Here is a 16940-nt window from a genome sequence, read left to right as displayed (position 1 = left end):
GGGCCGGCCGCGTCCGTCAGACGCGCTCGACGAGCCCCTCGGAGACCAGCCAGTCCAGCGCCACGTCGGCCGGCTCCTCACCGCCGACGTCGACCCGGCCGTTGAGCTCGACCAGCACATCGTCGGTGAGCCGCGGGGTGATCCGGGCGAAGACGTCGGCGATCTCCGGGTGCTCCTCCAGCGTGGTGGTCAGCACCTCGGGGGCGATGTTGTACGCCGGGAAGTACCCGCGGTCGTCCTCCAGCACGGTGAGGTCCAGCGAGGCGATCCGCCCGTCGGTGGTGAACACCTCGCCGAAGTTGCACCGGTCGCCGTTGTCGGTGGCGGTGTAGACCGCGCCGGTGTCCAGGATGCTCACGTTGTCCCGCGGCACCCCGTTCGGGTCGCCCAGCGGGATGCCGTAGAGCTCGAGCATCGGCTCGAACCCGTCGACCCGGGTGGCGAACTCCGACTCCACGCAGAAGGTGCGCTCCTCGACCGGCAGCTCCGCGATGTCGGACATCGTGGCCACCCCGCCGAGCTCGTCGACGGCCTCGCTGCGGACGGCGAAGGCGTACGTGTTGTTGGCCTCGGCCGGCGGGAGCCAGGTGATCCCGTTCTCCGCGTCGGCGTCCTTGACCGCCCGCCACTGCTCCTGCTGATCGGCGATGCCCTCGTCCATGCCCAGGTAGTTGATCCAGGCCGTACCGGTGTACTCGAACTGCATGTCGGTCTCACCGTTGAGCATCGCCGCGCGCGCCGGCGCGGCGCCGGGGATGCCGCTGCGGTCGGTGACGTCGAACCCGGCGGCCTCCAGCGCGATCGCGGCGATCTTGCCGAGGATGAGCTGCTCGGTGAACGCCTTGGCGCCGACCGTGATCGGCTCGCCCTCCACGCCCTCGATCGCCTCGATCAGCCCGGGGTCGGCCGGGGGGACGTAGCCGTTGGCGCTCTCCAGGCCGCAGCCGCTCAGCAGCGCGGTGCCGCCGAGCGAGGCGGCCGCCAGGGCCACCGTGAGCTTCTTCGGGGTGCGCATCAGAGTCCCTTCGGGCGCGCGACGTGCTCGACGACGCGGCCGATCCAGTCGATGGCCAGCGCGAGCAGGGCGACCAGCACCGCACCGCTGACCAGCAGCGAGTTCAGCTGCAGCGTGATCCCGGTGTTGATCAGCACGCCCAGCCCGCCGCCGGCGATGAAGGTGGCCAGGGTGGCGGTGCCGACCAGCAGCACCAGGGCGGTGCGGACGCCGGAGAGCATCACCGGCACGGCCAGCGGCAGCTCGACGCGGAACAGGACGGCGCCGGCGCTCATGCCCATCCCGCGGCCGGCCTCGACCAGCCGTGCGTCGACGCCCTGGAGGCCGACCATGGTGTTGCGCAGCACCGGCAGCGCCGAGTAGACGACCAGCGCGATGACCGTCGTCCAGTAGCCGAAGCCCAGCCAGATGGCCAGCAGCACGAACAACCCGATCGCCGGGGCGGCCTGACCGATGTTGGCCAGTCCGATCACCAGCGGGGTCAACCGGCGCAGCGCCGGCCGGGTGAGGGCGATGCCGAGCGGGACGGCGATGGCCAGCACGATCGCGGCGGCGACGACGGTCAGCGAGAGGTGCCGCAGGATGCTGTCCCACAGCGCGGTGGTGCCCAGCTGCACCCGCTCGGTGGCGGACAGCTCGGCGGTCGCCCGCCAGACGACGAAGCCGATCACGCCGAGGGCCACCAGCACCGGCTGCAGGACCAGCGCCCGCCAGCCGCCGGGGGCACGCTCCGGCGACGCGGCGTCCCGCCGGTCACGGGCGGCGCTCTGCTGGGCCTCGGGACGGCGCAGCGGGTCCGGGCGCCCGCCGGTCTCCGGTGCTCCGGTGGCGGCGGTCATCCGGCCACCTCGCTGCGCGTCTTCTGGATCGCGGCCATGATCGTCTCGATCGAGACGACGCCGGCCAGGCTGTCCCGGCGGCCGAGCACCACGGCGCCGCCCTGGCTGGCCGCGAGCATGGTGTCCAGCGCGTCGTTCAGCGTGGAGCCCAGGCCGACCACCGGCAGCTTCTCGTCGACGGTGGCCGGGATCTGCTGCATCCGGCTGACCTCGGCGGTCGTCGGCCAGCTGATCGGCCGGCCACGCCGGTCCAGGACCACCACGAACTCGTCACCGGCGGCCCGGGCGCGGGCCAGCGCCTCGGCGGCGTCGCCCCCGACCGAGGCCGTGGTGACCGGGCGCAGCTCCAGGCTGCTGACCCGGGTGAGGGTGAGCTGCTTGAGGGTGGCCCCGGCGCCGATGAAGTCCGCGACGTACTCCTCGGCCGGCTCGGCCAGGATGGCCTCGGGGGTGTCGTACTGCACCACGCGCGCCCCGACGTCGAACACGACGATCTTGTCGCCGAGCTTGACCGCCTCGTCGAAGTCGTGGGTGACGAACACGATCGTCTTGCCCAGCTCCTCCTGGATCCGCAGCAGCTCGTCCTGCAGCCGCTGGCGGGTGATCGGGTCGACGGCGCCGAACGGCTCGTCCATCAGCAGCACCGGCGGGTCGGCCGCGAGCGCCCGGGCCACGCCGACGCGCTGCTGCTGTCCGCCGGAGAGCTCCTTCGGGTAGCGGTCGCGGTAGACCTCGGGGTCCAGGCCGACCAGGTCCAGCAGCTCGTCGATGCGGGCGGTGACCCGCTCCTTGTCCCAGCCGAGCATCCGCGGCACCATGCCGACGTTCGTCCCGACCGTCATGTGCGGGAACAGCCCGCCGGCCTGGATGACGTAGCCGATCCGGCGGCGCAGCTCGTCCGGGTCCTGCCGGGTGACGTCCTCCTCGCCGAGGTGGATGCTGCCGCCGGTCGGCTCGATCAGCCGGTTGAGCATCTTCAGCAACGTGGTCTTCCCGCAGCCGGACGGGCCGACGAACATGACCGTCTCCCCGGCCGGGATCTCCAGCGACACCTCGTCCACGGCCGGCCGGTCCTGGCCCGGGTACCGCTTGGTGACCCCGTCGAGGCGGATCGAGACACCGCTGACCTGCCGGTCGGGCGTGGTCGGGTCGTTCGTGGGTGTCGTGGTCTCAGACACGGATCCCCCTCGGGGTGGTCAGGCGGCCCAGCAGCAGGAGCAGCAGGTCGAGGACGAGCGCCAGGACGACGATGGCGATCGTCCCGGTGAGTGCGGAGTTCAGGGCGTTCGCGCCGCCCAGCCGGGAGAGCCCGGTGAAGATGAAGCCGCCGAGCCCCGGGCCCAGCACGTAGGCAGCGATGGCGGCGATGCCCATCACCATCTGGGTGGAGACCCGGACCCCGGCGAGGATCACCGGCCAGGCCAGTGGGATCTCGATGCGCAGCAGGGTCGACACCCGGCTCATGCCCATGCCGCGGGCGGACTCGATGAGCGCGGCGTCCACCCCGGCCAGGCCGACGACGGCGTTGCGCAGCACCGGCAGGGCCGCGTAGAAGGTCACCGCGATCACCGCCGGGGTGACGCCGAAGCCGAACGGCGCGAGCAGGATGCCCAGCAGCGCGAACGCGGGGATGGTCAGGCCGATCGCCGACAGCCCGTTGGCCGCGCCGGTCGCCCGCGGGCTGCGGTACACCAGCACGGCCAGCGCGAGGGCGATCAGCGAGCCGAGCACGACGCACTGCACCACCAGGCTCACGTGCTGGAACGCCTGGAACGCGATCTGGCCACGCCGGTCGAGGACGTAGTCCCACATCCGGTCTGTCTCCTCTGCTGAGGGGCCATGCCCGGTCACAGGGCGCTGGCCACGGAAAACGGCCGTCGTCCACCGTCACACACGGGACGCGGGGACGCGAGTCGTGGGCCATGACGATGGTGTGACGACGTGGCGGCGGCCACCCGGTGCCCCCATCGGGGGACGGCGCCCCGGCGCGGGTGGCCGGACCGTGTGCGGGGGGCACACGATCGGTCCTGTACACACGGCACGTGCCGCGCCGGTGCGCGCACACGGTGGAGGGCCGCACGGTCGTGGTCACGAGGAGGAGTCATCAAGACGGTCAGGTCGGCTGCCGAGGCGCCGTTCGAGGTGACCCTGACGGAGGGGCCGGAGCCCGGTCAGGTCGTCGCCCGGGTCCGTGGCGAGCTCGACGCCGCCAGCAACCCCCTGCTGCAGCAGACCCTGCTGCGGGCGCTGCGCCGCGCCGAGCGCCTGCTGACCATCGACCTCTCCGCGGTGACGTTCTTCGGCTCCGCCGGTGTCACGGCGCTGGTCTGGGTGAGCCAGCACCGGGAGGCGGCCGGCAAGCACGTGACGGTGGTCGCGACCAGCCGGGTCGTCACCGGACCGCTGGAGCTGACCGGCCTGCTCGAGCGGCTCGACGTCGAGGGCATGCCGGGGTCGCCGCCTCCGGCCTGAGACCCCCCGCCGTGCGCTGCGGAGCGTGATCGGCCACCATGGACCGCGGCGGAGGACCCGGCCGGCGAGAGGACTCGACGTGAGCGGACTGGTGTGGCCGTCGGCCCCGGTCCCGACCGAGGACGGCGATGTCTGGCGGTGGGAGCTGCCGACGGTGCACGACGCGTCGCGGGTGCGGATGGACCTGCGCGCGCGGCTCGCCCACCCCTCGCTGGCCGCGCGGTCGACGGAGGACGCCCGTGAGGGTCTGCTGCTGGTCTTCGAGGAGCTCTCCTCGAACGCGCTGCGGCACGGTGGCGGTGCGGTCGAGGCGATGATCGTGGCGCTGCCGACCGGCTGGCTGATCCGGCTGACCGACGGCTCCCCCGACGCCCCGCCACGGCCGGCGATCGACCGCGACCCGGCCTTCGGCGGGATGGGGCTGCCGATGGTCGCCCAGCTCTCGGTCGACTACGGCTGGTGCAGCGAGGCCGGCCGCAAGCACGTCTGGGCCCGGCTGCCCTCCGGCTTGACGGCCGCGTCGGTGCCCCGGCCGCGCAGCTCCTCCGGCCCCGCGTCCTGAGCCGGGCGGACCACCTCGACGGCGGCGAACCCCTCCTCCCGGGTCGGCGGCGCCAGGCGCCTCCTGGTGTCGAACACCCCGACCAGTGGGACACGGGCGGTGCCCGCACGGGCGTCGTTGCGCGCCAGACAGGCCTCCAACGGGGTGTCCAGGTACACCGCCCGCGCCGGCACCCCGGCGGCCCGGGCCAGCGCGACCAGCGGTGCGCGCTCGGCCGGGGAGGGGTTGGTGTTGTCGACGACGACGCTCCGGCCGGCGGCCAGCAGCTCGGCGACCACGCGCTGCTGACGGGCCTCCCGGCGGCGGGCCTTCGGCCAGTGGTCCTTGCTCACCACCTCGTGGCTGTCGGCCAGGTGCTCGGCCACCCAGCTGGACTTGCCGGCACCCTGTAGCCCGACCAGGACCACCAGTTCCTGCTGCGCGGCGGCACCGTCCACGCCGCCATGGTCGCGCGGTTGGCGCCGTCCTCGCACGGGCACGGAGCAGCCACTGCCGCCGAACCCAGGAGGTCCACCGTGTTCCCCGCCGAGAACATCCGCGACTGGCGCACCATGAACGTCGTCGACCCCGACGGCCACAAGATCGGCACGCTCGAGTCGGTGTACGTCGACACCACCACCGACCAGCCGTTCTTCGCCGCGGTGATGACCGGGTTCATCGGCCGGCGGCAGCTGACCTTCGTGCCGCTCACCGGCGCCACGGTCAGCCCGGAGCACATCCGGGTCACCGTCCCCAAGGACCTCGCCAAGGACGCGCCGTCGATCGACACCGACGGCGAGCTGACCGCGGAGCAGGAGCCGGCGGTGTTCGAGCACTACTCGCTGCCGTACACCTCCGGCGTCCGCCGCCTGGCCCGCCGCTAGCCGCGGCGGGCGAGGAAGGAGCCGGCGGCCTCGCGCAGGTCCTTGGTCGGCCGCAGCCAGGCGCCGTCGACGGGCAGCGCGTCCAGCCGCACCCGGTCCAGCGGCGCGGCGAACGCGCCGGGCACGTCCTCGATGTCGATGAACTGCAGCAGCTCGGAGCTGATCGCGTAGCCGGCGACCTCGCTGAACGCGACGACGACGACCTCGGTGCCGGCCCGGGCCAGGTCCTCCAGTGGCTCGGCGAAGTTGCGCCCGTCGCCGGAGAAGACGACCAGCCGGCGCAGCTGGTGGCTGTGCGCCCGGACGCTGATGTGGTCGAGCATCGACTGGTCGATGTCGTCGTCGGCCTGCAGCTTGGGCCGGGCGAAGACCGCGTAGCCGAAGCTGCGCAGCGCCTCCACCCAGCGCTGCAGCGTGACGGCGTGCTGCGGCGGCACGTTGGCGAAGACGCAGGCCTCGACCTCCGGCGGTACCGCGGCCCCCGGGTCGTCGGCGCCGTCGACGAACCAGGCCGCGATCGCGTCGAACCGCGGGCGGGACGCCGCGGTGGGCCGGGCGCCGATCACCGTCGCCAGGGTCATGTCGATGTTGGGGGCGTCCCAGACCAGCAGGTCCAGCGCGGGGCGGTCGTCGTCCGCGGTGAACCGGTCGGCCGGCTCGGTCTGCACAGCTGCGTCTGCGGTCACAGGGGCAGTGTGCCGAACCGGGGTCGGCGACGGTGCACCCGCCGGGGCGGTCGCCCGCCGGCGCCGCCGCAGCCGCCCGCCCTCGCTCACGCCGGGACCACCACGGCGCGCTCGACCAGCGCCCGCACGGGGGTGCCCGCGGGCAGCGTGCCCAGCACGCCGCCCCAGTCGCCGCCGAGCCGGCTGGCGCAGAAGGCGTCGGCGACGGCAGTGGGGGCGAACCGCAGCAGCAGCGACGCCTGCAGGCACAGCGCGAGCCGGCCGGCGACCCGCCGGGCGCGCAGCGGCAGCTCGCCGGGGTCGGCCAGCTCGGCGGCGAGGGCGCCCAGTGCGGCGTCGTAGCGGGCGTCGGCGCCGCGGGCCAGGTCGAGCTCGGCGGTGACCGCGGCCAGCGCGGCCGACCCGGCCCCCAGGGCGCGCAGCACGTCCAGCGCGATCACGTTGCCCGACCCCTCCCAGATGGAGTTCAGCGGCGCCTGCCGGTAGAGCCGCGGCATCCCCGACTCCTCGACGTAGCCGTTGCCGCCCAGCACCTCCAGCGCCTCGGCCACCGCGGCCGGGGTGCGCTTGCAGACCCAGAACTTGGCGACGGCGCCGGCCAGGCGGAGGAGGTCCCGCTCGCCGGCGTCCTGCGCCGCGGCCAGCCGGACGCCGAGGACGGTGGCCGCCTCGCTCTCCAGCGCCAGGTCGGCCAGCACGTTCTGCATCAGCGGCTGGTCGGCCAGCAGCGCCCCGAACGCCGACCGGTGCCGGGCGTGGTGCACCGCCTGGGTGAGCGCGGCCCGGGTCGTCGCCGCCGACCCCAGCACGCAGTCCAGCCGGGTGGTGGCGACCATCTCGATGATCGTCGGCACGCCGCGGCCCGGCTCCCCGACCAGCCACGCCGTCGTCCCGTCGAACTCGACCTCGCTGGAGGCGTTGGACCGGTCACCGAGCTTGTCCTTGAGCCGCTGCAGCCGGACGACGTTCCGCTCCCCGCCGGGCAGCACGCGGGGGACGAGGAAGCAGGACAGCCCCTCGTCGAGCTGGGCGAGCACCAGGAACAGGTCGCTCATCGGGGCGGAGGTGAACCACTTGTGCCCGGTCAGCGACCAGGTGCCGTCACCGTTGGCGGTGGCCCGGGTGGTGTTCGCCCGGACGTCGGAGCCGCCCTGCTTCTCGGTCATCCCCATGCCGGCGACCAGCCCGGGCTTGGTGGCCGGGTCGGTCAGCCCGAACTGGTAAGTGCGGCTGGTGAGCCCCGGCTCGAGGACGGCGGCCAGGTCGGGGGCGGCCCGCAGCGCCGGGACGGCGGCGTAGGTCATCGTCACCGGGCAGCCGTGGCCGGCCTCGACCTGCGTCCAGCCCAGGTAGCCCACCGCGCGGCGGACGTGCGCGTGCGGGCGGTCGTCGGCCCACGGTGCCCCGGCCAGCCCGTGGCCGACCGCCGCGGCCATCAGCTCGTGCCAGGCGGGGTGGAACTCGACCTCGTCGACGCGGTGGCCGTACCGGTCGTGGGTGCGCAGCCGGGGCGGGTGCTCGTTCGCCAGCCGCGCCCACTCCTGGGCCTGGGCACTGCCGGCCAGGGCGCCCAGGTCTGCCAGCGAGGCGAGAGTGGCGGCGTCGGCGTGGCGCAGGCAGGCCTCGGCGAGTGCGGCGTCCCCGGCGATCGGGTCGTGCCCGGCCAGCGGCGGCGCCTGGTTGGTCACCTCGTGCGTGGCGCGCATGCCGGCACGCTACGAGATGCGGCCGGTCACGGCGCCGCGCGGCGCACCAGGCCGTGCAGGGCGACCAGGGCGGCCGGCGCGTAGCCGACCACCAGCGGCAGCGGCCCGCGGACTCGCAGCCCGGTCGTCGTCCCGCCGTCCGGCCCCGGGGAGACCCAGTGGGTGAGGGTGAGCCGGGGCACCCCGGCCTGGACCGTCCAGCGCCACCGCCGGGTCGCCTCGTCCACCTCGTCGACGACGAACGGCAGGGAGACGCCCAGCGGGCCGCGCACCCGCCCGGTCACCCCCTGGGCGATGCGGTCGGCGTCGGTGACCACCCCGGTGATCTGCGGCGCCCAGCTCGCCCAGCGGTCGGGGTGGAGGTAGCGGTCCCAGGCCTCCGCCGGGTCGACCGGGCCGGTGGCGTGCAGCGTCAGCGTCGTCACGGTCTGCTCCTGCCCGCTGCGTTCCACGTGGAACCCCGGCGGCAGGATGACGCCGTGCCCACGCCTGCCCTCCGCCCGATGACCGCCGACGACTGGCCCGCCGTCGAGGCGATCTGGTCGGCCGGCATCGCCACCGGGCTGGCCACCTTCGAGACCGCCACCCCGTCGTGGGCGCAGTTCGACGCCTCCCGGCTGCCCGGCCACCGGCACGTCGCCGTCGACGGTGACGTCCTGCTCGGCTGGACGGCGTGCACCCGGGAGTCGACCCGGGACGCCTACGCCGGCGTGGTCGAGCACTCGGTGTACGTCTCCCCCGCCGCGCAGGGCCGCGGGGTCGGCGGTGCGCTGCTGCAGGCGCTGATCGACTCCACCGAGGCGGCCGGCATCTGGACGATCCGCGCCGGCATCCTCCCGGCCAACACCGCCAGCGTCGCGCTGCACGAGAAGCACGGCTTCCGGGTGGTGGGCACGCGGGAGAAGGTCGGCCGGCGGATCACCGACGGCGTGGCCAGCTGGCACGACGTCCTGCTGCTGGAGCGGCGCAGCCGGGTGGTCGGCTGGGTCGGCTGAGCCCCTCAGGCCGGCGGGCCACCCAGCAGCAGCTGCCGCAGCAGGTGGACGGCGAGGGTGCCGGTCCGCTCCCGGACGGCGGCGCGGTCGCCGCGCAGCCGGTCGGAGTGGTCCAGCGCGCCGCCCGGGCCGACGACGGCGATGTGCACCGTGCCCACGGGCTTCGCCGGGGTACCGCCACCCGGTCCGGCGATCCCGGTGGCCCCGACGCCGACGTCGGCGCCGAACCGGGCCCGCGCCCCCTCGGCCAGCGCCCGCGCGACCTCCGGGCTGACCGCACCGCCGGCCGTCAGGGTGGCCACCGGGACGTCGAGCAGCCGCTCCTTGGCGTCGTTCGCGTAGGCCGCCACCCCGCCCAGCACCCGCGCGGACGCCCCGGCGGGCGCGGTGAGCCGGGCGGTGAGCAGCCCGCCGGTCTCCGACTCGCCCACCGCCACCGTCCAGCCCCGGTCGTCCAGCGCCCGGGCCACCAGCTCGTCGACGGTGGGGCCGTCGCTGAAGAACGTCGCGGCGAAGTCCGCGGTGACCGCTGCGACGAGGCGCTGGTACGCCTCTTCGGCGTCCGGCCCGTACCGGGTGACGATCTCCAGCTCACCGTCGCGCAGGCAGGTGGTCACCTCCAGGCCGGTCAGCTGGTCCTCGATCTCCCGCAGGGTGGCGGCCAGCTCCGACTCCGGGGTGCGCCACAGCCGCATCGTGCGCTGGCGCAGCTCGGTCGCACCGGCCAGCGCGCGGCGCACCGGCTCGGCCTCCAACGCCGCCGGCCACATGGCCTGCAGCTCCCCCGGTGGGCCGGGGAGCACCAGCACCGGCGGCCCGCTGCGCCCGTCGGCCACCGGGACGACCAGCCCGGGCGCAGTGCCCACCGGCTCCAGCACGGTGGCACCGGCCGGCACCATCGCCTGCTTGGCGATGCCGGCCGCCGCCGACTCGGGCTCGGTGTCCCAGCCGCGCCGGGCGGAGAGCGCGGCGACGACGGCGGTGATCCGCTGCTCCAGGGCGCGGTCCAGCGCCGACGGACGGCCCTGGAAGGCGCCCACCTCGGCCGCGGTGAGGTCGTCGGCGGTGGGGCCGAGCCCGCCGGTGGTGATGACCAGGTCGTTGCCCGCGGCGAGGAAGGCCAGCGCCGCGCGCAGGTCCTCGGGCCGGTCGCCCACGACCACGACCGAGCCGACGTCGACGCCCTGGCCGCGCAGCGCCTCGGCCAGCCACGGCCCGTTCCGGTCGGCGACCCGGCCGGTGAGCACCTCGGTGCCGGTGACGACGATCCCCGCGCGTGCAGCCACGGCCCGACCCTAGGTGCCGGGCACCTGGTCGGCTGGCCGGGCTGCCGCCGCTACGGTCGACGGGCGCCCTGACCGCACGCCCGCGGGCGGCCCGCGCCCGACCCCTGCTCCCCCAGGAGGACCGATGAGCCAGCCCCATCCGCCGATCCCCGAGCCGCAGCCGGCCGCCGGCCCGCCGGACGACGAGCCGCGCACCCAGTCGATCCTGCTGCCGCCCAGCCAGCGGCAGACCGAGCAGGCACCGGCGGCCGAGCCCGCCGGGGAGCCCGCGGTCGCACCTGCGCCGGTGGACGGCCCACCCACCGGACCGGCCCCGGTCTGGACCCCCGCGGCCGACCAGCCCGCCCCGGCGCCGGCGGACCACCCCCCGGCGGACCAGCCCGCAGCAAGCCGGGCCCCTGGCGTCGACCAGGCGGCTGCCGCGCAGGGGGCGGCCCACCGGCCCACCGGCCCGGTGGACTTCGTCCCCGGCTTCGGCGCCCGCCCGGACGACGACGACACGGCCACCACGGGCAGCAGCGCCGTCGGCCCGCAGACCGCCGTCGGCGTGCCGCCGGTGCCCGGGCCGTCCACCGCACCCCGGCCCTCACCGGGGCCGTCGTCCGCCGACGCCGGCGGGGAGCGGAGCCGGCGGGGCGCCGCGGCGGGCCGGGCGGCGCTGGGCGCGGTGCAGCGGGCCGGTGGGGACCGCACCGTCGTCGCCAGCCTGGCCCTGGGCGTGCTGGGGCTGCTGCTGCTCGAGCTCGGGCTGGCGCTGGACTTCGGCCTCGAGTCGGTCTGGGAGGTGACGCCGACCTGGTCGGCGTTCGCCACTCTCGCCGCCCTGGTGGCCCTGGTGCCGGCGCTGCGCCGCCTGGCCGGCGACCGGCTGAGCGCGCCCGCGGCGTGGCGGATCGGCGCCGGGGGCGCGGCCGGGGTCGCCGCGTTCTGGGTCCTGGTGGCCCTGCCGCTGGTCGCCAGTGACCGCGGCTTCCTGCTCACCGCCGCCCTGGCCGCGGTCGCCGGCGCGGTGTGGCTGGCGCCCGGCCGCCCGCGGTGACCGGCGCGTCCCGCGGCTGGCTCCTCGCCGCCGGCCTGCTCGGGCCGGCGGCGCTCGGGCTGCCCTGGGGGTCGGTGACGGGCGCGGCCCACCCGGCGCGGGTGGCGATCGTGCTCGGTCTGGTGCTCGCGGTGGCGGCGGTGCGCACCGGGCGGGACGGGCTGCTGCTGGCGGCGGCCGCCGCCGGCGCCGTCGGTGTGCTGCTCGGTGGCCTCGATCCGACGCCGGGCCGGCTCGCGCTGGCCGCCGCGACCGGCTGCCTGCTCCTGCACCGCGGGGGACGGCGCGCCACGACCGCCTGAGCGGACGGGTCAGCTGCGGGCGCCGCCGTTGCCGTTGCCCTGCCCGTTGCCCTGACCGCCGCCGTTGCCACCGGAGTTGCCGCCGGAGTTGCCGCCGGAGTTGCCGTTGCCCTGACCGCCGCCGTTGCCGTTGTTCGGCGCGGTCGACCCGCCGCCGCTGGTCGGCGCGGTGCTCCCGGCGGAGGACGTCGGCGCGGTGGACCCACCGGGGCTGCCGGCCGGCGCGGACGGCTCCTCGACCTCGTCGTCCGCGTCCTCCGCCGGCTCGCTCGGGGACGGCTCCGGAGTCGGCTCGGGGGCGGGCGTGGTGGACGGCGCCGGCGTGGACGAGGACGAGGACGAGGTGCTGCTGCCCTGCGGCGCCCGCTCGACCGGGACCTGGACGGCGTCGATCGGTGCCCGCTGGCGCTGCACCGGGCCGCTGTCGGCCTCCGGCGCGACCGCGTAGCTGACCAGCACCTCGGCGCCCCGCTCCAGCCGGGCGCCGAGCGGTGCGACGTCGACCACCAGACCGGCGTCGACCGAGTCGGTGGACACCGGCTGGGTCTGCACGACCAGGCCGAGCGCCTCCAGCTGCCGCTGCACGGCCTCGAGCGGGCGGTTGACGTAGTCCTCGCCGTCCAGCACCAGCTCGGCGGGGCTGGCCGTGGCGGTCGCCCCGCCGAGGCCCTGGGCGGCGACCGTGGCGGTGCCACCCCCGTCGGGGGTCACCCCCTGCAGGACGACGGCGGCCACCCCGGCGCCGGCCAGCAGGGCGACCAGCGGGACCAGGACGCGGCTGACCCGCCCCTGCGCCGCCGCGGGAGCCGGGCGCCGCACCGCACCGCCGTCGGCGGTGGTCGCCCCGGCCAGCGCGGCGGCGTCGGGCAGCAGCCAGAAGCTCTGCGTGTCGGTGCGCTCGACCGGGGTGAGCAGCCGGCCGGCGAGGACGTCGTCGATCGCGGCGGCGAAGGCGTCGCCGTCGGGGAAGCGCTGGGCCGGGTCCTTGACCAGGGCGCGCTCGATCAGGGTGCGCACCCCGGTGGGGAGGTCGTCGGGCAGCGGCTCGGGGGTGTCGCGCAGGTGTCGCAGCGCGATCGTCACCGAGTTGTCGCCGTCGAAGGCCCGCCGTCCGGTGAGCAGCTCGTAGCCGACCATCCCCAGCGCGTAGACGTCGCTGGCAGCGGTGGCGTGCGCCCCGGAGGCCTGCTCGGGGGAGAGGTAGGAGGCCGTGCCGATGACCTGGCCGGTCTGGGTGAGCGGGACGCTGCCGGCCGAGGAGGCGATGCCGAAGTCGGTGATCGCGACCGTGCCGTCGGAGCGCAGCAGCACGTTGCCCGGCTTGACGTCGCGGTGGACGACGCCGGCCGCGTGCGCGGCGCCCAGCGCCGACGCGGTCTGCCGGAGCACCTCGAGCACCCGGTCGGGAGGCAGCGCGCCCTCGCGGGCGAGCACGGTGGACAGCGACTCACCGTCGATGAGCTCCATCACCAGGTAGGCCAGGTGCTCGCCCGACCCGTCGGGCGCCGGCTCCTCGCCGTAGTCGTAGACAGCGGTGATGTTCGGGTGGCTCAGGGCAGCGGTGTGCTGGGCTTCGGCGCGGAACCGGGCCAGGAACAGCGGGTCACCGGTGTACTCGCTGCGGAGCACCTTGATCGCGACCGTGCGGCCCAGGAGCGTGTCGGCGGCGCGCCAGACCTGGCCCATGCCGCCGGTGGCGAGCAGCGTCTGCAGCTCGTAGCGGCCCCCGAGGGTGCTCCGCGCGGGCTCGACCACGTGCGTCCCCCTCGTGCCGTTGCGCTCGACCGGTCCGACCACCACCGGCCGACGCCGGCGGCTGGACGCACCAGGGGAGGGGATGCCCCCGACGGGCGTTCGTACACATGCGATCGGGCGGTTGGGTCCACCGGGGCGAACGTCACGGTGTGACGAACCGTTCCCGACCTGCCGGCGTCGGCGTGTCGGCTCCGTCACCCGGGCCGGCGGCGTCAGCCCGACGCCACCACCTCCGCCGCCAGCAGCTCGCCCGCCGCGGCCAGCCAGCGGGCCGGGTCGGCCATCGCCGCGGCCGCCGAGCCGGCCAGGTCGGTGAGCGACAGCGCGCGGCGCACCGGCGCGTCGGCACCGGCCAGCCCGTCGGCCACCCGGCCGGCGACCACCGCCACCGGGACACCGGCGGCCGCGGCCCGGTCCAGCAGGTTCCCCACCACCTTGCCGCGCAGCGACTGGGCGTCGAACTGCCCCTCCCCGGTGACCGCGAGTCCGGCCCCGGCCAGGGCGGCGTCCAGCCCGGCGGCGGCCGCCACCGCGGTCGCGCCGCTGACGAACTCCGCTCCCCAGGCGGCGGCGAAGCCGTAGGCGGTGCCGCCGGCCGCGCCGGCGCCGGGGGCGTCCCGGTCCCCGCCGAGCAGGTCGGCGAGCCGGGCCAGGCCGGCGTCGAGCACGGCCACCTGGGCTGCGTCCGCGCCCTTCTGCGGGCCGAACTGCCCGGCCGCCCCCAGCGGGCCGAGCAGCGGGGCGGTGACGTCCACCAGGCACTGCACGCCTCCGGGCGGCGGGGGCACCAGGCCGGACAGGTCGACCGCGGCGAGCCGGGTGAGCGCGCCCCCGCCGGGCGGGAGGTCGGCTCCGTCGGCGTCGAGGAACCGGGCGCCGAGTGCGGCCAGGGCGCCGGTCCCGCCGTCGGTGGTGGCCGAGCCCCCCAGGGTCAGCACCACCCGCTGCACCGCGGGGTCGCCCAGCACGGCGGCCAGCAACTGGCCCAGGCCGCGGGTGGTGGCCTCCAACGGGTCGGGCTCGGCGAGCAGCGGGAGGCCGGCGGCTCGGGCCATCTCCACCACCGCCGTCCCGTCCGGGCGCAGCAGCCAGGCGGCCTGCACCGGGCGGCCGTCCGGCCCGGTCACCGCGGCGGTGCGCCAGGCAGCGTCGGGCAGGTCGTGGCCCAGCGCCTCCAACGTGCCCTCGCCGCCGTCGGCCAGCGGGACGGTGCGCAGGTCGTCGTCGGGACGGCGCCGCCGCCAGCCCGCGGCCAGCGCGTCGGCCGCCGCGGTGGCGTCGAGGGTGCCCTTGAAGGAGTCGGGGGCGAGGACGACGCGCACGGCGACACCCTGGCCGCTGCACCGGGCAGCGGCAAGCCGGTCAGAGCGGGCGCTCGTCCTCGGCGCGGGCGAACCAGGGCTCCGCCGGGCCGGACAGCGCCCGGGCCACCAGCTGCGCCTGCACCCCCACCAGGTCCGGCAGCTGCGCCGGGTCACACCAGACGACGTCCAGCGACTCGTCGTCGGCGACGTGCGCGCTGCCACCCACGGCACGGCAGGCGAAGGCGTGGTCGACGAACTGGCAGACGTCGCCGTTGGGGTAGGTCAGCGGCGGCTGGGTCCACAGGCTGACCAGCCGGTCGACGACCACCTCGACACCGGTCTCCTCCAGCACCTCCCGGGCCAGCGCGACGGCCAGCTGCTCGCCGGGCTCGGGGATGCCGCTGGGCAGCGCCCACCGCCCGGTGTCGCTGCGCTGGGTGAGCAGCACCTGCCCGGCGTCGTCGGTGACCACGCCGGTCACCCCGGGCAGCCACAGCGGCGCGTGCCCGATCGAGGTGCGCAGCTGGCGGATGAACTCGGGGACCGGCACGCAGCCAGCCTAGGCGCGGCCGGGTGGAGCCACCGCACCTGACGTGGAGCCGCACCGTGACCCGGCTCCACGTCAGGCAGCCCGGCTCAAGCCGGTGCGGGGAACCTGAACGGCGGCTCAGCTGAACAGCGCCCGGCCCCACCAGTCGTCGTCGCCGGTGACCCCGGGCGGGCAGGCGAACACCGCGGACGAGGTGTGCCGGAGGTACTCGTTCATCGCGTCGGTGCGCAGGTTGCGCTGCACCTGCGTGAAGCCGGTCTCCGGGTTGCGCTGGTAGGCGATGAAGAACAGCCCGGCGTCCAGCCGACCCTGGTCGTCGGAGCCGTCGACGAAGCTGTAGCCGCGGCGCAGGATCGCCGTCCCGGAGTTGGTCGGGTGGGCCAGGTGGACGTGCGAGGTCGGCGGCAGCGCCGCCAGGTCGACCGGGTCGAACTCCGCCCGCGCACCCAGCGGCGCCCCGGCCTTCTTCGTCCGGCCGACGGTCTGCTCCTGCTCGGCCAGCGTCTCGGCGTCCCACTCCTCCACGAGCATCCGGATCCGCCGGGTGACCAGGTAGGAGCCGCCGGCGAGCCAGTCGGAGCCCGGGTCGCCGTCGGCCACCCAGACGAACTTCTCGATGGCCGAGGTGTTCTCCGCCTTGAGGTTGTCGGTGCCGTCCTTGAACCCGAACAGGTTGCGCGGGGTCGCCTGCGCACTGCTGGTGGACGAGGTCCGGCCGAAGCCGAGCTGCGTCCAGCGCACGCGGACCGCGCCGACGCCCAGCCGGACCAGGTTGCGGACGGCGTGCACGGCCACCTGGGGGTCGTTGGCGCAGGCCTGCACGCACAGGTCCCCACCGCTGATCGCCGGGTCGAGGGCATCACCGGGGAAGGCCGGCAGCTCGGCCAGCGGCCCGGGCCGGCGGTCGGCGAGACCGAACCGGTCGACGCCGTCGGTGGTGGTGAACAGGGTGGGGCCGAAGCCGACGGTCAGCGTCAGGCCCGATGCGGGCAGCCCGAGCGCCTCGCCGGTGTCGTCGGGCACCTCGTCCGGCCCGCCCCCGACCGCGCCGACCGCACCCGCGTCCTGCCCGGCGGTCATCCGCCGGGCGGCGGCGGTCCAGGCCCGCAGCACCTCGACCAGCTCGGCCCGGTCGTCGGTGACGACGTCGAACGCGACGAAGTGCAGCCGGTCCTGCGCGGGGGTGACGATCCCGGCCTGGTGCGCTCCGGTGAAGACGATCGGGTCTCCCGCGGCGGGCACCGTCGCGGCGGCCTCGGACGGCTGCGCCGTGGTCCGGCCGACCACGCCGCCGGCCGCGCCTGCGGCCAGCACCCCGGCGGTGCCGGCCCCGGCCAGGCCGAAGAACCGCCGGCGGGACAGACCACCCGGACCCTGGCTGGCAGCGGAGCTCATGCGGGGGTCGATCCTCCTGGCAGGTCGGTGCCGCGGTCCCGGTGACGACCGGCCGGCCGTTCCCGAGGCCCCAACGACCACCCCCGCGGTGCTGTTCCGGCCGCGTGCTCACGCGATCGGCCGCCCGGCGCCCGGTGTGTCCGTGGCAGGGTGGGCCGTCCCACACCGCCA

Annotated in this window: 19 protein-coding genes; 6 read left to right on the top strand and 13 right to left on the bottom strand. The window is 76.1% G+C overall.

Going from position 1 to position 16940, the window contains the following annotated elements; translation table 11 throughout:
* Positions 1–16: 16 nt before the first annotated feature.
* The 4 genes from ACI795_RS04960 to ACI795_RS04945 are packed head-to-tail and all read right to left on the bottom strand — an operon-like array spanning position 17 to position 3666.
* The gene (locus ACI795_RS04960) at positions 17–1015 is read right to left on the bottom strand and encodes a glycine betaine ABC transporter substrate-binding protein (RefSeq protein WP_457074107.1); all 999 of its coding nucleotides are present in this window, start codon (positions 1013–1015) and stop codon (positions 17–19) included.
* The gene (locus tag ACI795_RS04955) at positions 1015–1854 is read right to left on the bottom strand and encodes an ABC transporter permease (RefSeq protein WP_457074106.1); all 840 of its coding nucleotides are present in this window, start codon (positions 1852–1854) and stop codon (positions 1015–1017) included. The genes ACI795_RS04960 and ACI795_RS04955 overlap by 1 nt, the downstream gene beginning before the upstream one ends.
* On the bottom strand, positions 1851–3032 hold the full coding sequence (locus ACI795_RS04950; RefSeq protein WP_457074105.1) for an ABC transporter ATP-binding protein: 1182 nt from the start codon (positions 3030–3032) through the stop codon (positions 1851–1853). The genes ACI795_RS04955 and ACI795_RS04950 overlap by 4 nt, the downstream gene beginning before the upstream one ends.
* The gene (locus ACI795_RS04945) at positions 3025–3666 is read right to left on the bottom strand and encodes an ABC transporter permease (RefSeq protein ID WP_457074104.1); all 642 of its coding nucleotides are present in this window, start codon (positions 3664–3666) and stop codon (positions 3025–3027) included. The genes ACI795_RS04950 and ACI795_RS04945 overlap by 8 nt, the downstream gene beginning before the upstream one ends.
* 330 nt (positions 3667–3996) lie before the next feature.
* On the opposite strand from ACI795_RS04945, the gene ACI795_RS04940 reads away from it, so the two are divergent.
* Together ACI795_RS04940 and ACI795_RS04935 are read left to right on the top strand one after the other, a co-directional pair.
* Positions 3997–4326, top strand: a complete 330-nt coding sequence (locus ACI795_RS04940) for an STAS domain-containing protein (protein WP_457074103.1) — start codon at positions 3997–3999, stop codon at positions 4324–4326.
* A 79-nt stretch (positions 4327–4405) separates the two neighbouring features.
* Positions 4406–4888, top strand: a complete 483-nt coding sequence (locus ACI795_RS04935) for an ATP-binding protein (protein ID WP_457074102.1) — start codon at positions 4406–4408, stop codon at positions 4886–4888.
* On the opposite strand, the gene ACI795_RS04930 is transcribed toward ACI795_RS04935, so the two are convergent.
* Entirely contained in the window at positions 4777–5325 is a 549-nt protein-coding gene (locus ACI795_RS04930) for an AAA family ATPase (protein ID WP_457074101.1), read from the bottom strand. The genes ACI795_RS04935 and ACI795_RS04930 overlap by 112 nt on opposite strands.
* Positions 5326–5403: 78 nt before the next feature.
* On the opposite strand from ACI795_RS04930, the gene ACI795_RS04925 reads away from it, so the two are divergent.
* Complete coding sequence (locus ACI795_RS04925) at positions 5404–5751, top strand: PRC-barrel domain-containing protein (RefSeq protein WP_457074100.1); 348 nt, start codon at positions 5404–5406, stop codon at positions 5749–5751.
* Here the strand turns inward: ACI795_RS04925 and ACI795_RS04920 are convergent.
* The 3 genes from ACI795_RS04920 to ACI795_RS04910 form a co-directional block, all read right to left on the bottom strand.
* Positions 5748–6437: an NYN domain-containing protein gene (locus ACI795_RS04920; protein ID WP_457074099.1), complete on the bottom strand. Its 690-nt coding sequence runs from the start codon at positions 6435–6437 to the stop codon at positions 5748–5750. The genes ACI795_RS04925 and ACI795_RS04920 overlap by 4 nt on opposite strands.
* Before the next feature lie 86 nt (positions 6438–6523).
* Complete coding sequence (locus tag ACI795_RS04915) at positions 6524–8143, bottom strand: acyl-CoA dehydrogenase family protein (protein WP_457074098.1); 1620 nt, start codon at positions 8141–8143, stop codon at positions 6524–6526.
* A gap of 26 nt (positions 8144–8169) precedes the next feature.
* Positions 8170–8568, bottom strand: coding sequence for an SRPBCC family protein (locus tag ACI795_RS04910; protein WP_457074097.1), 399 nt, complete (start codon positions 8566–8568; stop codon positions 8170–8172).
* 54 nt (positions 8569–8622) lie between these two features.
* Between ACI795_RS04910 and ACI795_RS04905 the strand changes: the two genes are divergently transcribed.
* Complete coding sequence (locus tag ACI795_RS04905; protein WP_457074096.1) at positions 8623–9138, top strand: N-acetyltransferase family protein; 516 nt, start codon at positions 8623–8625, stop codon at positions 9136–9138.
* A gap of 5 nt (positions 9139–9143) precedes the next feature.
* Here the strand turns inward: ACI795_RS04905 and ACI795_RS04900 are convergent, their stop codons facing one another.
* A complete protein-coding gene (locus ACI795_RS04900) occupies positions 9144–10424 on the bottom strand; it encodes a competence/damage-inducible protein A (protein WP_457074095.1) in 1281 nt (426 codons plus the stop codon).
* A gap of 124 nt (positions 10425–10548) precedes the next feature.
* Between ACI795_RS04900 and ACI795_RS04895 the strand changes: the two genes are divergently transcribed.
* Both ACI795_RS04895 and ACI795_RS04890 read left to right on the top strand, forming a co-directional pair.
* Entirely contained in the window at positions 10549–11463 is a 915-nt protein-coding gene (locus tag ACI795_RS04895) for a hypothetical protein (protein ID WP_457074094.1), read from the top strand.
* Positions 11460–11765: a hypothetical protein gene (locus tag ACI795_RS04890; protein WP_457074093.1), complete on the top strand. Its 306-nt coding sequence runs from the start codon at positions 11460–11462 to the stop codon at positions 11763–11765. Before ACI795_RS04895 ends, ACI795_RS04890 begins: the two co-directional genes overlap by 4 nt.
* Positions 11766–11774: 9 nt before the next feature.
* Here the strand turns inward: ACI795_RS04890 and ACI795_RS04885 are convergent, their stop codons facing one another.
* The 4 genes from ACI795_RS04885 to efeB all read right to left on the bottom strand — a co-directional run bounded on the left by ACI795_RS04885 (position 11775) and on the right by efeB (position 16769).
* Complete coding sequence (locus ACI795_RS04885) at positions 11775–13520, bottom strand: serine/threonine-protein kinase (protein WP_457074092.1); 1746 nt, start codon at positions 13518–13520, stop codon at positions 11775–11777.
* A gap of 212 nt (positions 13521–13732) precedes the next feature.
* Entirely contained in the window at positions 13733–14842 is a 1110-nt protein-coding gene (locus ACI795_RS04880; RefSeq protein WP_457074091.1) for a glycerate kinase, read from the bottom strand.
* A gap of 40 nt (positions 14843–14882) precedes the next feature.
* Positions 14883–15374, bottom strand: a complete 492-nt coding sequence (locus ACI795_RS04875) for an NUDIX hydrolase (protein WP_457074090.1) — start codon at positions 15372–15374, stop codon at positions 14883–14885.
* Between the two features lie 117 nt (positions 15375–15491).
* Positions 15492–16769 carry an iron uptake transporter deferrochelatase/peroxidase subunit gene (gene efeB / locus ACI795_RS04870; protein WP_457074089.1) on the bottom strand — a complete coding sequence of 426 codons (1278 nt, stop codon included), beginning with the start codon at positions 16767–16769 and terminating at the stop codon, positions 15492–15494.
* Positions 16770–16940: the final 171 nt, after the last annotated feature.

The organism is Modestobacter sp. SYSU DS0290 (assembly GCF_054050955.1).
Note: the sequence above shows the minus strand (reverse complement) of the source record. Positions and strands in the feature narration are given on the sequence as shown.

Excerpts from the sequence above, each read along its gene's own strand:
- ACI795_RS04960 (WP_457074107.1), bottom strand. The coding sequence starts at position 1,015 with ATGCGCACCCCGAAGAAGCTCACGGTGGCCCTGGCGGCCGCCTCGCTC.
- ACI795_RS04955 (WP_457074106.1), bottom strand. The coding sequence starts at position 1,854 with ATGACCGCCGCCACCGGAGCACCGGAGACCGGCGGGCGCCCGGACCCG.
- ACI795_RS04945 (WP_457074104.1), bottom strand. The coding sequence starts at position 3,666 with ATGTGGGACTACGTCCTCGACCGGCGTGGCCAGATCGCGTTCCAGGCG.
- ACI795_RS04915 (WP_457074098.1), bottom strand. The coding sequence starts at position 8,143 with ATGCGCGCCACGCACGAGGTGACCAACCAGGCGCCGCCGCTGGCCGGG.
- ACI795_RS04895 (WP_457074094.1), top strand. The coding sequence starts at position 10,549 with ATGAGCCAGCCCCATCCGCCGATCCCCGAGCCGCAGCCGGCCGCCGGC.
- efeB (WP_457074089.1), bottom strand. The coding sequence starts at position 16,769 with ATGAGCTCCGCTGCCAGCCAGGGTCCGGGTGGTCTGTCCCGCCGGCGG.